Consider the following 13,527-nt stretch of genomic DNA (forward strand, 5'->3'; position numbering starts at 1 on the left):
TGACATCCGGAAGGACCCGTATGCGCCTGATCCTCGTCCGCCACGGCCAGACCCCCTCGAACGTCGACTTCCGGCTCGACACCGAGGTACCCGGGCCGGGTCTCACCGAGCTGGGGGAGCGGCAGGCCCGCGCCCTGCCCGACGCGCTCGCCGACGAGGACATCGAGGCGCTGTACGCCTCCACGCTGGTGCGTACCCAGCTCACCGCCGCCCCGCTGGCCGCCGCGCGCGGCCTGGACGTCGTCGTCCGCGACGGCATCCGCGAGCTGTCCGCCGGCGACCTGGAGATGCTCCCGGGCGACTCCGAGCGCGGCCTGCTCTACATGCGGACCGCGTTCGCCTGGGCGGCGGGCGACACCGCGCTCAGGATGCCGGGCGGCGAGGACGGCGCGGAGGCGCTCGGCCGCTACGACAGTGTCGTCGCCGAGGCCGCGGCGAGCGGGGCGGGCACGGTCGCGATGGTCAGCCACGGTGCCGCGATCCGGGTGTGGGCCGCGGCCCGCGCGGGCAACGTCGACCTCGCGTTCGCCGAGCGGAACCGCCTCGACAACACCGGCGTGGTGATCCTCGAAGGCTCGCCGGGCGACGGCTGGAAGGCCCTGTCGTGGGCCGGGGCGACGGTGTCACCCGCGGGCGAGGGCGGCCCCGCGGGCTCCCCGGTCACCGGGGACGGCACCCCCGCGTGACGGCCCCGGCCGTTAAGCGTTTGCCCGCGCCGCCGGGCGGCGACCAGAATGCGACCCCATGGGACACCTCGAAGCCGCGCATCTTGAGTACTACCTCCCCGACGGGAGGGCGTTGCTCGGCGACGTGTCGTTCCGGGTCGGTGAAGGCTCGTCCGTGGCGCTCGTCGGCCCCAACGGCGCGGGCAAGACGACCCTGCTGCGGCTGATCTCGGGCGAGCTGAAGCCGCACGGCGGGACCGTCACCGTCACCGGCGGCCTCGGGGTGATGCGCCAGTTCGTGGGCTCCGTGCGCGACGAGACGACCGTGCGCGACCTGCTGGTCTCGGTGGCCGCGCCGCGCATCCAGGAGGCCGCCCGCGCCGTCGACAGGGCCGAGCACGCCCTGATGACCGTCGACGACGAGCCCGCCCAGCTCGCCTACGCGCAGGCCCTCTCCGACTGGGCCGAGGTGCGCGGCTACGAGGCGGAGACGCTCTGGGACATGTGCACCACGGCCGCGCTCGGGGTGCCGTACGAGAAGGCCCAGTGGCGGCAGGTCAGCACCCTCTCGGGCGGTGAGCAGAAGCGGCTGGTGCTGGAAGCGCTGCTGCGCGGCACCGACGAGGTGCTGCTCCTCGACGAGCCCGACAACTACCTGGACGTCCCCGGCAAGCGCTGGCTCGAGGAGCGGCTGAGGGAGACGCGCAAGACGGTCCTGTTCGTCTCCCACGACCGGGAACTCCTCTCCCGCTCCGCCGAGCGGATCGTCTCCGTCGAGCCCTCGCCGACCGGCGCCGACGCGTGGGTGCACGGCGGCGGTTTCGCCACCTACCACGAGGCCCGCCGTGAACGCTTCGCCCGTTTCGAGGAGTTGCGCAGGCGCTGGGACGAGAAGCACGCACAGCTGAAGAAGCTGGTCCTGAATCTCCGTCAAGCCGCCTCCATCAGCCATGAGTTGGCCTCCCGGTACGCGGCGGCGCAGACCAGGCTGCGCAAGTTCGAGGAGGCGGGACCGCCGCCCGAGCCGCCACGCGAGCAGGACATCACCATGCGGCTGAAGGGCGGCAGGACCGGCGTCAGGGCCGTCACCTGCGCCGGGCTCGAACTGACCGGCCTGATGAAACCGTTCGACCTGGAGGTCTTCTACGGCGAGCGGGTCGCGGTGCTCGGCTCCAACGGTTCCGGCAAGTCGCACTTCCTGCGGCTGCTCGCCGGCGGCGACGTCGCGCACACCGGGCAGTGGAAGCTCGGCGCGCGGGTGGTGGCCGGGCACTTCGCGCAGACCCACGCCCATCCGGAGCTGCGCGGCCGCACCCTGCTCGACATCCTCTGGGCGGAGCACTCCCAGGACCGGGGCGCGGCCATGTCCCGGCTGCGCCGCTACGAGCTGACCAACCAAGCCGAACAGACGTTCGATCGGCTCTCGGGTGGCCAGCAGGCCCGCTTCCAGATCCTGCTCCTCGAACTCCAGGGAGTGACCGCCCTGCTGCTCGACGAGCCGACCGACAACCTCGACCTGGAGTCCGCCGAAGCCCTCCAGGAGGGCCTTGAGGCGTTCGACGGCACGGTCCTCGCCGTCACCCACGACCGCTGGTTCGCCCGCTCCTTCGACCGCTTCCTGGTCTTCGGCGCCGACGGCCGGGTCCGCGAGACCCCGGAACCGGTGTGGGACGAGCGCCGGGTGGAACGCGCCCGCTAGCGCCGTTGTTCGTACAGTGGAGACGGAGACGCCGGCTCCACGGCACCCCTCACCGGAGGCCGTTTCCGACGACGAGCGGGGCACCACCATGACCGGAGTCGACCCCAGCAGGCTGGACGACCAGCAGCTCATGAGAGAGCTGGAGACGATCCACCGCACACGCCACGACACCCTGCTGTACGCCTCGAACGGCGCCCTGCGCGCGCACAACGACCGCATGGCCGAGCTGGAGGGCGAGTACCTGCGCCGCAACCCCCGCCGCCCGGTCGCGCCGGGCCGCACCCGCGAGGGCGCCAGGGACCGCGGCCAGGGCACGTCAGCGACGGCACCCGGCCTCTGACGGCCCGGCCGACCTCCGGCAGCGTCCGCCTCCCGCAGACCGGCCTCCCGCAGACCGGCCGGGCCCGTCCGTCAGGCTCGCCCGGCCTCTGACAGCTCGGCCGGGCCCGTCCGTCAGGCGTCAGGCGCTCCGCTCGGCGAGGACGTCGAGGAAGGCGCCGCAGAACGCCTTGAGGTCGTCGGGCCTGCGGCTGGTGACCAGCTTCCCCGGGCCCTGGTCGCAGACCCGCACCCGCTCGTCCACCCAGGTCGCGCCCGCGTTGCGCAGATCGGTCCGCAGGCTCGGCCAGGACGTCAGCGTCCGGCCGCGTACGACGTCCGCCTCGATCATCGTCCACGGGGCATGGCAGATCGCGGCGACCGGCAGCCCCCGGTCGAAGAAGTCCCGCACGAACGACACCGCGCGCTCGTCCGTGCGCAGCGCGTCCGGGTTGGCGACCCCGCCCGGCAGCACCAGGGCGTCGAAGCCGGCCGCCGTCGCCGAGCCCACCACCTCGTCCACCGGGAACGTGTCCGCCTTGTCGAGGTGGTCGAACGCCTGGATCTCACCGGGCTCCGTCGACACCAGCACGGGTTCGTGACCCGCGTCCCGCACGGCGTGCCAGGGCTCGGTCAGCTCGACCTGCTCGACGCCTTCGGGCGCGCTGAGGAATGCGATGCGCATGAGGGGTGCTTCCTTCCCTTCGGGGCGGTCGCCGCGGTGCGCGGGCCGCCGTACGTGCGGTCAGTGCGGCCGGTCGGGTGCGCCCGGCCGGCTCAGCTCGGCCAGGGTCGAGCCGGGGTCCTCCGTCCCGGCCAGATCACCGAGGCTCACCATGCCGACCGGCATGCCGTCCTCGACGACCGGCAGCCGCCGTACCGCGTGCGCCCGCATCAGGGCCACCGCGGCCGGGACCGGGTCGTCCGGCCGCACCATCACCGGATCGGGCGTGCAGACGGAGCCGGCGCTCACGGTCAGCGGATCGATGCCGTCCGCGACCGCGCGCACCGTGATGTCGCGGTCGGTGAGCATCCCGACGATCCGCTGGCCGTCCGCCACCACCACATCACCGATGTCCTGCGTCCGCATCAGCAGCGCCGCCTCCACGAGCGACGCGTCCGGGCGGACGGCGACCACCCCCGCCGTCATGACCTGCCTGACGAAATCCGCCATCACCGTCGTCCCTCCAGTAGTCGGGGCAGACGACCGCGTACCCGAGGACGGCGGACCGAACCGGAGCCCGCTCGATGGGACGCGGCCGAAAGCCGACCGAAGCAGGCCGGTTGCCGGTGTTTGTGGCGGGAAGCCCGGGGCAGGCGGACGGTCAGTGCTTCGGACAGGAGGCACGTCCGTGGGACCGGCGTGAGCCGTCACGGTCGCGCCTGTCCTGGCGCCTCCACACTCCCACGGTGCCCGTCCAACCCAGGTCATCATCAAGGGAGTTGCGAAGCATCATGCCTACTGGAGTCAGCCCGAAGCGCCATTCGCACCACGACGCGCCCGACACCGCGGACGCCTTCCTGAAGCTCGCGGGACTGCCCGCGGGACATGAACGCGACACCCTGCGCGCGGAGATCGTCGAGGCCTGGCTGCCCATGGCCGACCGCCTCGCGGGCCGCTTCCGCAGCCGCGGCGAGAGCTTCGACGACCTGCGCCAGGTCGCCGCCCTCGGCCTCGTCAAGGCCGTCGACCGCTACGACCCGGCGCTTGGCAACGCCTTCGAGAGCTACGCCGTGCCGACCGTCACCGGCGAGATCAAGCGGCACTTCCGCGACCACATGTGGACGTTGCACGTGCCGCGCCGGGTGCAGGACCTGCGCAACCGGGTGCGGATCGCGCACCAGGACCTCTCTCAGACCATCGCGGGACGGCGCCCCACCGTCGCGGAGATCGCCGAGCGGGCCGGCATGAGCGAGGAGGACGCGAAGGCCGGCCTTGAGGCCCTGGAGAGCTTCAGCGCGCTCTCCCTCGACGCGGAGATGCCCGGCAGCGACGACGGCTACTCCCTCAGCGACGCCCTCGGCTTCGCCGACCCCGCCCTCGACACCGTCGTCGACCGCGAATCGGTCGCGCCCCGGCTCGCTGCGCTGCCCGAGCGCGAGCGGACCATCCTCTACATGCGCTTCTTCGCCGACATGACCCAGAGCCGGATCGCCGAACAGCTCGGCATCTCCCAGATGCACGTCTCCCGCCTGATCAACCGCAGCTGCACCAGGGTCCGCAACCAGGTGCTCCGCGAGGCCGCCTGACTCAGGGCACGGGGGCAGCCCGGTACACGGGGGACCGGGCACTGGAACAGGAGCGGGAACGGGGGAACCGGGGGTCCAAGGGGCCGAGGTCCGGGGGCCGGAGAGGTTCGGGGTCGGCGGGGGTCAGCGAGTAGGGGGCGGTTCAGGGGCCGGGGGTGGTTCGGGGAGCCGGGGGCGTTCGAGGTCACCCGGTCGGCGGTGCGTGTCCCGCGAATGGTGTCCGGCCGCGCGCGCCGGGCCGTCCGGCGGGCTGTGATGGCAGCGGGGCCACGGTCCGCGCCCCCGCCGTCCGCCGAAGGAGCCCGCCCCATGCGCCGCACCGCCCGCGTTCTCGCCTCCGCCGCGCTGGCAGGCGCCGCGTTCTGCGCGGCCTCGCAGGCCGCCTTCGCGGGACCGGCCGCGGAGGTCAGCCCGCACACCGTCGCACCGGGCGGCAACGTCACCGTCTCGGTCACCTGCGAACCCGGCGGCCCGCCCGCGCCCGCCACCCTCGACGCCACCTCCCAGGGCTTCGACGAGCGCACCGTCCGGCTCCAACGGGCCCCGGGCAAGGACGACAAGGGCGCACCGGCCGTCTACCGCGGCACCGCCCGCGTCAAGAGCGCCGACGCCTTCGAGGGCGGCGGCCCCGACCCCGTCACCCGCGACTCCGCCTGGAGCGTCGACGGCACCTGCCCGGGGGCACCGGGCCGTCCGGGCAAGCCGTGGAGCACCACCTTCAGCGTGGACCGGGGTGACGCCAAGCCCTGCGCCGACCCGCGGGGCGAGTCCTGCGAGGGCCGGCCCGACCACGGCGGCGGCAAGCCGTGCCCCGGACCCCGGGGCGAGCACTGCGAGGGCCGCCCCGACCACGAGGCGGGCAAGCCCTGCCTCGGACCCCCCGGCGACTCCTGCGGGATCGGCCAGGGACACGACGGCGGCAGGCCCTGCGCCGGGACGTGGGGCGAGCGCTGCGAGGGCGGCCCCGACCACGAGGGCGGCAGGCCGTGCGCCGAACCCCGCGGCGAGCACTGCGAGGGCGACGCCGTCCACCACGGTGTGCAGGCCGGTACGGGCGGCACGTTCACCGACTCGGTGCCCGCGCTGGCCGCCGGCGGAGTCCTGATCGCGGGCGCGTTCGGCGCCGCCGCCCACCGGCTGCTGCGACGGAACGGCTCCGTCGGCCACTGACCCGCCCCGCGCCCCCGCCGACGGGTGCGCCCACCGGCCGCCCGGCGAGCGGGACTCCAGGACACCCGGGCACGCTGGAGACCGAAGGTTCCCGTACGTCACACGTGCCCCGTGGGGCGTACCGGACGGACAACCGGGGCAGACGGGCCGACGGCGCCCGGCAGCCGGCCGGCGGTCCGCGGGCCGGCTCACAGGACGCCGGTGGCGGCGGTGGCACCAGGAACGCGCGGAGGCACATATGCGGCGGACGGACCCCTCGGGGCACGGACCCGTACGGTTCGGGCCCGGCGGCGCGGGCGACGGGCTCCCCGTCCTCGACGCGCTGCGGGACGTCGTCGCGCGCGCCGCCGGCGCCGGCGACGAGCAACCGGTCGGCGGCGGCGCCGCGATACGCGAGGCGGCCTGCGGCTACTGGACGCGGCGCGGGCTGCCCGCCGACGCCGACCGGGTCGCCGCCGCCCCCGGAGCCCCCGCGCTGCTCCTCGCCCTGACCGCCGCGCTCGGCGGCGACGTCCTGGTGCCAAGACCCTGCGCGGCCTGGTGGGCGCCGTACGCGCGACTGCTGGGCCGGCCGGTGTTCCACGTCGCGACCCCCGCCGAGTGCGGGGGCGTTCCCGACCCGTACGCCCTCCTGGAGACCGTCCGCCGGATACGCGCCGAGGGCGGCGACCCGAAGCTGCTCGTACTGTCCGTCGCCGACGACCCCACCGGCACCGTCGCACCCCCCGAACTCCTGCACGCGTGCGTGGAGGCAGCCGCCGCCGAGGGACTCCACCTGGTCAGCGACGAGACCTGGCGGGACACCCTGTTCCCGCCCCGGGACACCGTGCCGCTCAGCCCCGCCGAGATGCTTCCCGACCGGGTCACCGTCGTCACCGACCTGTCCGGCGCGCTGCTGCCGGCCGGCTGGCCCGCCGCCGTCGCCCGGTTCGAGCGGGGGGAAGGCGGCGCCCGCCTGCACGCGCGCGTGCTCGACGTGCTCACCGCGCTCGGCGCCCGCGTCGCCACACCGGTCGCCGCGGCCGCCGGATACGCCCTCGCCGAACCCGGGCCCGTCACCGACCGCGTCGCCGCCGCCACCGCCCTGCACGCGCGCGTGGCCACCGCCCTGCACACCACCGTCGTCGCCGCCGGTGCCGTGGCCCGCCCGCCGCGCGCGGGGCGCCACCTCTACGCCGACCTGGACCCGCTGCGGCCCGCGCTCACCGCCCACGGCGTCGGCGACGCCCAGGAGTTGGAGGACTTCCTCACCGCCAGGCTCGGCAGCCCGGTACCCGGCGGCCACCGCTTCGGCGACGGAGTCGGCGCCCTGCGCGTCCGGCTGTCCACCCGGCCGCTGCTCGGCGCGACGGACGCGGAGCGCACGGAATGTCTCACCTCACCCACGCCGCTGGAACTGCCGCACGTGCAACGCGCGTTGACGCGGGTGAAGTCGGTCTTCGAAGACCTTCGTGACGACGCTCAGCGACGGGAGCACACGCGATGACGCACCAGTCCGAGTCGACCAGCACCACGACGAGCACCGACCCCGACACCCACCCGGGTGCCGATCCGGGCACCGACACCGGTACCCGCGCGACCACCGCCACCAGCCGAACCGTCGGGACGGCGACCGCCAGCCCGGGGTCCGAGGTGCTCGCGCCCCCTTTCCCGCCGCTCGCCGAACCCCGCCCGCTGGGCGAACGGAGATACTGGCCACGGGCGTTCCACGACCGGCTCACCGCCCCGCTGCCCGGCCTCAAGGCAATGGCCAGGTTCGCCCGCGAGGGCGCCGTCAGGCCAGGACGCGAGGGCCTCGCCGACGTCCCGCTGATCCCATTCGAGCCCGGACCGCTGCCCCGCGTGGACAGCGACACGATCGCCGTCTCCTGGGCCGGGCACGCCAGTTGGGTGATCCGCGTCGGCGGCCTGACCGTCCTCACCGACCCGGTCTGGTCCCGCCGCATCCTCGGCACGCCCACCCGGGTCACCCCGGTCGGCGTCGCCTGGAGCGCGCTGCCGCGCGTCGACGCGGTCGTCATCAGCCACAACCACTACGACCACCTGGACGCCCCCACCCTGCGCCGACTCCCTCGCGACACACCGGTGTTCGCACCGGCAGGGCTCGCCTCCTGGTTCCGGCGCCGCCACTTCACCTCGGTCACCGAGCTCGACTGGTGGGAGGGGGCCGAACTACGCGGCGTCCGCTTCGACTTCGTCCCCGCCCACCACTGGTCCAAGCGCAGCCTCGTCGACACCTGCCGCACCCTGTGGGGCGGTTGGGTGCTCACCGCCGCCGACGGACAGCGCGTCTACTTCGCCGGGGACACCGGCTACGGCCACTGGTTCGAGCGGATCGGCCGCCGCTACCCGGGCATCGACCTCGCCCTGCTGCCCATCGGCGCCTACGACCCGCGCTGGTGGCTCAGCGACGTGCACTGCGACCCCGAGGAGGCGGTGCGCGCCACCCAGGACCTCGGGGCCCGCCGGATGGCGCCGATGCACTGGGGCACCTTCGTGCTCTCCGCCGAACCGGTCCTGGAACCCCTCACCCGGGTCCGCGCCGCCTGGACCCGCGCGGGCCTGCCCCGCGAGGACCTCTGGGACCTGCCGGTGGGCGGCTCCCGGGTACTGGACCGGACGGACTAGCGGACGCACCGGAAGGGGCGGGAAGGGGAAGGGATGCGAGGCGAGGCGAGGGGACGGGAAGACCGGCCCGCCGAGCCTTGCCGAGCCCCCTCCGAGCCCCGTCAGGCGTCGATGGCCCCGTCGAGTCCCGACAGGCCCCGGCCACCCGTCCCGCGCTACGCGGGGCGGGTCCCCCTGGCCCGGCGCCACACCAGCGGAGCCGCGCTGACCAGCACGGTCAGCGCGACCGCCGCGACCACGCCCTCCCACGGCTCGGGGAACAGCGAACCGCCCAGCACCCCGATCAGCTGGTACGTCGCCGCCCAGGCCAGACAGGCCGGCAGATTGCCGCGGGCGAAGCGCCGCAGCGGCCACTCGGCCAGCAGACAGGCCAGCATCACCGGTATCCGCCCGGCCGGCACCAGCCGGGACAGCACCAGGACCGTCACCCCGTGATCGGCGAGCTTGCCCTGCGCCTGCGCCAGCCGCTCCTCGGGCGCCCGCGACCTGATCGCCTCCAGCCACCGCGAGCCGCCCCGCGAGCGCAGCCCGCGCCGGCCCAGCCAGTACAGGGCCGCGTCACCGAGGAACGCGGCGAGCGACGCCGTCACGAACACCAGCGCCATCGCGAACGGCGCCGTCTGATGGAACGCCACCACCGCCGCCGAACTGACCAGCGCGCCGGTGGGTATCACCGGCAGCAGCGCGCCGACCAGCACCAGCAGGAACAGCGTCGGATAGCCGATCGCCTGCTGCGCCGACTCCGTCGACGTCGACGTGACGGCCAGAGCTATCACCGGGTGGCCTCCGGCCGGACGCTCTCGCCGTGCCCCAGCCGGTGCACCGCCACACCGGGCGCACTGCGGGCCGCGAGGCGCACGAACTCCTCGCCCGGCGCGTGGAACTCATGGGGGCGCACGGCGTCCATCCCGATCGGCCAGTACGTGCCGTAGTGCACCGGTACCGCGCTGGCGGGCGCGAGCCGCGCCAGCGCCTCGGCGGCCCGGCCGGCGTCCAGATGCCCCTCCCCGAGGTACGGCCCCCACCCCCCGACCGGCAGCAACGCCGTGTCGACGGGCCCGACTTCGTCCGGCATCGCGTCGAAGAGACCGGTGTCGCCCGCGAAGTACGTGCGCCCCTCGCCCTCCACGACATACCCGAGCGCGGGGGAGCGGTGCGGCCCGACCGGCAGCCGCCGGCCGTCGTGCCGCGCCGACACCACCCGGACGGCCAGGTCACCGACCCGCACCAGATCGCCTGGCGCCACCTCGGTCAGCGTGAGCCGGGTCAGCCTGCGCAGCCCGGGGACCGTCCGGGACGCACCGCGCGGCACCAGCAGCCGGGTACCGGGCGCGAGCCGTTCGAGTGACGGAACGTGCAGGTGGTCGGCGTGCAGATGGGAGACGAGCGCCAGGTCGGCACGCCAGGCGTCCGGGGGTGGCACGGCCCCGCGCCGACGGCGCAGATGCGCGAGCCGGCGGGCGAACAGCGGATCGGTGAGGACGCGTACGCCGGAGTCCTCCACCGTGCACGTGGCGTGACCCCACCAGGTGATCTCCACCGGCACCTCTTTGCCTCCTTCGTGCGACTCCCCCGAAGCGTACGGGCAGGAGTAGGGTCGGCGGCGAAACCCGGAGGTGAGGGGGCGCCATGGGACCGTTGCGGATCACGGCCATCGCGAGTCTGACGCCGCTCGAAGAACTGGACGCGGACCCCTTTCTGGTGGACTCCCGCAGCCAGCACGCGATGTGCGCCCGCTGGGCGGCCGAGCGCGGCCACCGGGTCAGCAGGGAACTGCTGGTGTCAGGACTCCGCGCCGACCACTGCGTCCTGTGGGACGGCGTCCGGGCCGGCGTCGACCTCTTCGTGGCGCCCAGCCACCGGGTGCTGGAGAGCGCCCTGTCGTCGGTCGAGGAGTTCACCGCCGAGTGCGCCAGGCGCGGCGTCCGCGTCGAGACCGTCGGCAGCGCCGAACCCGCGTACGACGCCCAGATGAAGGCCCGCGTCCACCGCAGACTCTCCATGCCGACCGCCGGGTACGACGGCCGTTAGCTCCCCCTCCACCACCGCCCAGGGGCCCTGTCGGTGCCGTGTGGCAGGGTTGAGGCGGGTCCGTCGAGGTGACGGACCGGGACGTGAGGTGGGCGGGCGTGGGCGGCGGGCGTTGGCGGCGGGTCGTCAGTCAGGTGGGGCGGAGCGTCACCGTGTGGGCGGCCTCCACGGTCACCATGCTGGTGCTCGCGGGGCTCCTGCCCGACTTCAGCATCCAGTCGCCCGACGGCGACAGCGCCACCCGCATCGCGGTCACCGCCGCGCTCGGCGCCGGCGCGTTCGGCCTGCTCTCCGCCCTGGTCTGGCCGCTGCTCGTGCGGATGCTGCTGCTGGTGCCCGCCCTCGTCCTCGGCCTGCTGGTCTTCTTCCTCAACGGCGCGCTGCTGCTGCTCGCGCTGCGCCTGAACCCGGCCTCGCGCGGCGGCGCCGCCCCGGAGACGGCCGTCGTGGTCGCCGCCGTGATGTCCGCCGTCGCCTCCGCCACCGGCGGCGCGCTCGCCGTCCGCGACGACGACGCCTACCGGCGCCGCCTCTACCGCCTCGCCGACCGCCGAAGACGCCGTCACCCGCCCTCCCCGCTCGTCCCCGGCACCGTCTTCCTGCAACTCGACGGCGTCGGCCACGACGTGCTGCTCGCCGCCGCGGACCGGGGCGTCATGCCCACCGTGGCCCGGCTCCTCGCCGACGGCACCCACCGGCTCACCCCGTGGCGCACCGACTGGTCAAGCCAGACCGGCGCCAGCCAGCTCGGCATCCTGCACGGCAGCAACGACGACATCCCCGCCTTCCGCTGGTACGAGAAGGACACCCGCGAGGTGATGGTCTGCAACCGTCCCACCAGCGCCGCCGAACTCCAGCGCAGGGCCGTCGAGCGGACCGGCGACGGCGGCCTCCTCACCCGGGACGGCGCGAGCCGCGGCAACCTCTTCGGCGGCGGCGCCGACGAACAGGCCCTGGTGCTGTCCATCGCCGCCCGCCGCCGCGGCCGCAGCACCCGCTCCCGGGCCGGCTACTTCGCCTACTTCTCCGACCCGGCCAACGCCGTGCGCACCGCGCTGTCCTTCTTCGCCGAGATCGCCCGCGAGATCGCCCAGTCCACCCGCGCCCGCGCCCGCAAGCAGCGCCCGCGGGTCGGCAGGGGCGGCCTCTACCCCGTCGTGCGCGCCTTCGCGACCGTCGTCGAACGCGATGTCGTCGTGGCCGCCGTCATGGGCGACATGCTCGGCGGACGCACCGCCGTCTACGCCGACCTCGTCGCCTACGACGAGGTCGCCCACCACTCCGGACCGCACAGCGCCGACGCCGAGAAGGTCCTCGCCCGCCTCGACCGCTCGCTCGCGCTCATCGAGAAGGTCGCCGAGCACGCCCCGCGCCCGTACCGGATCGTGCTGCTCTCCGACCACGGCCAGAGCCCGGGGGAGACGTTCAGGGCCCGCTACGGCCTCGGCCTCGCCGACCTGGTGCGGGCGGGCTGCGGACTGCCGGTGCCGCGCCGGGCCCGCCGCACCCGCAGCGGCACCGAGGCCCGCGCCGCCGTGCGCGCCGCGCTGCGCAGGCCGGTGGAGGAGGGCGTCGAGGAGCACCGGCACGGCGGCCGCCGCTCCGAGCCGATCGTGCTGGCCTCGGGCAACCTCGGCCTGGTCTCCTTCCCCGACGTGCCGCACCGCATGACCAAGGAGGAGATCGACGCCCGCCACCCCGCCCTCCTCACCACGCTCGCCCACCACCCCGGCATCGGCTTCCTGCTGGTGCGCAGCGAGAGGCACGGCGGGGTCGTCCTCGGCGCGCACGGCGCCGAGATCCCGCTCGACCGGCTCGACGAGGACCCCGGACCGCTCGCCGCGTTCGGACCAGGCGCCGCCGACGCCGTCCGCCGCACCCACTCCTTCCCGCACACCGCCGACATCATGGTCAACTCCTTCCACGACCCGGACGAGGGCGAGGTCCTCGCCTTCGAGGAGCAGATCGGCTCGCACGGCGGCCTCGGCGGCGCCCAGGGCCGCCCCTTCCTGCTCTCCCCGCTCGACCTGTCCGCGCCCGTCGAGGACGGGCGGGAACTGGTCGGCGCCGAGCGGGTGCACCAGGTACTGCGCCGCTGGCTGCGCGAGTCGGACGGGCCGCAGGTGCCGCTGACGGTGGGGCGGGAGGAGCAGGAGCGCAGGGTGGCCTGAGACAGGGCGCCGCCGAGTGTGATCGGATGGGTTCCGTACTCGCAGGCAACAGCCTTGATCCGAAAGGATTTACCGTGGCCACCACGCGCTCCGCACACACCGTCTGGGAAGGCGACCTCCTCAGGGGGAACGGCGTCGTCACCTTCGACTCGTCCGGTATCGGCGGGCAGCCGGTGTCGTGGCCCTCGCGCGCCGAGCAGGCGAACGGCAAGACCAGCCCCGAGGAGCTGATCGCCGCCGCCCACTCAAGCTGCTTCTCGATGGCCCTCTCGCACGGCCTGGCCGGCGCGGGCACCCCGCCCACCAGGCTCGTCACCTCGGCGGACGTCACCTTCCAGCCCGGTGAGGGCATCACCGGCATCCACCTGACGGTCGAGGGCACCGTCCCCGGCATCGACGCCGAGGCGTTCGCCGCCGCCGCTGCCGACGCCAAGGCGAACTGCCCGGTCAGCCAGGCCCTCGCCGGCACCACCATCACCCTGTCGGCCCAGCTCACCTGAGGTCACCACCGCTCAACCCTCGGTGCCGCGCCCGGTCCCCGGTGCGCGGCATCGCCGTTCGCGGGTACCCGGCACGCTGAACCGTCCAGCCACGT

At 74.7% G+C, this 13,527-nt stretch carries 14 protein-coding genes; 10 read left to right on the forward strand and 4 right to left on the reverse strand.

The window, feature by feature from the left end; translation table 11 throughout:
- Positions 1-20 precede the first annotated feature (20 nt).
- From DDJ31_RS32135 to DDJ31_RS32145, 3 genes are all read left to right on the forward strand, one after another.
- Positions 21-686, forward strand: a complete 666-nt coding sequence (locus DDJ31_RS32135) for a histidine phosphatase family protein (RefSeq protein WP_127176910.1) — start codon at positions 21-23, stop codon at positions 684-686.
- Positions 687-744: 58 nt separating this feature from the next.
- Positions 745-2,364, forward strand: a complete 1,620-nt coding sequence (locus tag DDJ31_RS32140; protein WP_127176909.1) for an ABC-F family ATP-binding cassette domain-containing protein — start codon at positions 745-747, stop codon at positions 2,362-2,364.
- An 88-nt stretch (positions 2,365-2,452) separates the two neighbouring features.
- Positions 2,453-2,704, forward strand: a complete 252-nt coding sequence (locus DDJ31_RS32145; RefSeq protein WP_127176908.1) for a DUF6158 family protein — start codon at positions 2,453-2,455, stop codon at positions 2,702-2,704.
- Positions 2,705-2,824: 120 nt separating this feature from the next.
- On the opposite strand, the gene DDJ31_RS32150 is transcribed toward DDJ31_RS32145, so the two are convergent.
- Complete coding sequence (locus DDJ31_RS32150; protein WP_127176907.1) at positions 2,825-3,367, reverse strand: type 1 glutamine amidotransferase domain-containing protein; 543 nt, start codon at positions 3,365-3,367, stop codon at positions 2,825-2,827.
- A 60-nt stretch (positions 3,368-3,427) separates the two neighbouring features.
- Positions 3,428-3,856, reverse strand: coding sequence for a CBS domain-containing protein (locus DDJ31_RS32155; protein ID WP_127176906.1), 429 nt, complete (start codon positions 3,854-3,856; stop codon positions 3,428-3,430).
- Positions 3,857-4,137: 281 nt separating this feature from the next.
- On the opposite strand from DDJ31_RS32155, the gene DDJ31_RS32160 reads away from it, so the two are divergent.
- The 4 genes from DDJ31_RS32160 to DDJ31_RS32175 all read left to right on the forward strand — a co-directional run bounded on the left by DDJ31_RS32160 (position 4,138) and on the right by DDJ31_RS32175 (position 8,730).
- Positions 4,138-4,932: an RNA polymerase sigma factor SigF gene (locus tag DDJ31_RS32160; RefSeq protein WP_127176905.1), complete on the forward strand. Its 795-nt coding sequence runs from the start codon at positions 4,138-4,140 to the stop codon at positions 4,930-4,932.
- Positions 4,933-5,241: 309 nt separating this feature from the next.
- The gene (locus tag DDJ31_RS32165; protein WP_127176904.1) at positions 5,242-6,102 is read left to right on the forward strand and encodes a hypothetical protein; all 861 of its coding nucleotides are present in this window, start codon (positions 5,242-5,244) and stop codon (positions 6,100-6,102) included.
- A gap of 238 nt (positions 6,103-6,340) precedes the next feature.
- On the forward strand, positions 6,341-7,588 hold the full coding sequence (locus DDJ31_RS32170; RefSeq protein WP_127176903.1) for an aminotransferase class I/II-fold pyridoxal phosphate-dependent enzyme: 1,248 nt from the start codon (positions 6,341-6,343) through the stop codon (positions 7,586-7,588).
- The gene (locus tag DDJ31_RS32175; protein ID WP_127176902.1) at positions 7,585-8,730 is read left to right on the forward strand and encodes an MBL fold metallo-hydrolase; all 1,146 of its coding nucleotides are present in this window, start codon (positions 7,585-7,587) and stop codon (positions 8,728-8,730) included. Before DDJ31_RS32170 ends, DDJ31_RS32175 begins: the two co-directional genes overlap by 4 nt.
- 155 nt (positions 8,731-8,885) lie before the next feature.
- On the opposite strand, the gene DDJ31_RS32180 is transcribed toward DDJ31_RS32175, so the two are convergent.
- Both DDJ31_RS32180 and DDJ31_RS32185 read right to left on the reverse strand, forming a co-directional pair.
- Complete coding sequence (locus DDJ31_RS32180) at positions 8,886-9,506, reverse strand: DedA family protein (RefSeq protein ID WP_127176901.1); 621 nt, start codon at positions 9,504-9,506, stop codon at positions 8,886-8,888.
- Positions 9,503-10,276, reverse strand: a complete 774-nt coding sequence (locus DDJ31_RS32185) for an MBL fold metallo-hydrolase (RefSeq protein ID WP_164784853.1) — start codon at positions 10,274-10,276, stop codon at positions 9,503-9,505. Before DDJ31_RS32185 ends, DDJ31_RS32180 begins: the two co-directional genes overlap by 4 nt.
- Positions 10,277-10,359: 83 nt before the next feature.
- Between DDJ31_RS32185 and DDJ31_RS32190 the strand changes: the two genes are divergently transcribed.
- From DDJ31_RS32190 to DDJ31_RS32200, 3 genes are all read left to right on the forward strand, one after another.
- Positions 10,360-10,761: a hypothetical protein gene (locus DDJ31_RS32190; protein ID WP_127176900.1), complete on the forward strand. Its 402-nt coding sequence runs from the start codon at positions 10,360-10,362 to the stop codon at positions 10,759-10,761.
- A gap of 98 nt (positions 10,762-10,859) precedes the next feature.
- The gene (locus tag DDJ31_RS32195) at positions 10,860-12,932 is read left to right on the forward strand and encodes a phage holin family protein (RefSeq protein ID WP_127176899.1); all 2,073 of its coding nucleotides are present in this window, start codon (positions 10,860-10,862) and stop codon (positions 12,930-12,932) included.
- Positions 12,933-13,006: 74 nt separating this feature from the next.
- Positions 13,007-13,432 (forward strand): OsmC family peroxiredoxin, encoded by a 426-nt coding sequence (locus DDJ31_RS32200; RefSeq protein ID WP_127176898.1) that lies wholly within the window; start codon positions 13,007-13,009, stop codon positions 13,430-13,432.
- Positions 13,433-13,527 lie beyond the last annotated feature (95 nt).

It is taken from the genome of Streptomyces griseoviridis, assembly GCF_005222485.1.
Classification (GTDB): Bacteria; Actinomycetota; Actinomycetes; order Streptomycetales; family Streptomycetaceae; genus Streptomyces; species Streptomyces hintoniae.

Bases quoted from the DNA above. Each gene is read 5' to 3' on its own strand.
- DDJ31_RS32135 (WP_127176910.1), top strand. From the start codon at position 21: ATGCGCCTGATCCTCGTCCGCCACGGCCAGACCCCCTCGAACGTCGAC.
- DDJ31_RS32140 (WP_127176909.1), top strand. From the start codon at position 745: ATGGGACACCTCGAAGCCGCGCATCTTGAGTACTACCTCCCCGACGGG.
- DDJ31_RS32145 (WP_127176908.1), top strand. From the start codon at position 2,453: ATGACCGGAGTCGACCCCAGCAGGCTGGACGACCAGCAGCTCATGAGA.
- DDJ31_RS32150 (WP_127176907.1), bottom strand. From the start codon at position 3,367: ATGCGCATCGCATTCCTCAGCGCGCCCGAAGGCGTCGAGCAGGTCGAG.
- DDJ31_RS32155 (WP_127176906.1), bottom strand. From the start codon at position 3,856: ATGGCGGATTTCGTCAGGCAGGTCATGACGGCGGGGGTGGTCGCCGTC.
- DDJ31_RS32160 (WP_127176905.1), top strand. From the start codon at position 4,138: ATGCCTACTGGAGTCAGCCCGAAGCGCCATTCGCACCACGACGCGCCC.
- DDJ31_RS32165 (WP_127176904.1), top strand. From the start codon at position 5,242: ATGCGCCGCACCGCCCGCGTTCTCGCCTCCGCCGCGCTGGCAGGCGCC.
- DDJ31_RS32170 (WP_127176903.1), top strand. From the start codon at position 6,341: ATGCGGCGGACGGACCCCTCGGGGCACGGACCCGTACGGTTCGGGCCC.
- DDJ31_RS32175 (WP_127176902.1), top strand. From the start codon at position 7,585: ATGACGCACCAGTCCGAGTCGACCAGCACCACGACGAGCACCGACCCC.
- DDJ31_RS32190 (WP_127176900.1), top strand. From the start codon at position 10,360: ATGGGACCGTTGCGGATCACGGCCATCGCGAGTCTGACGCCGCTCGAA.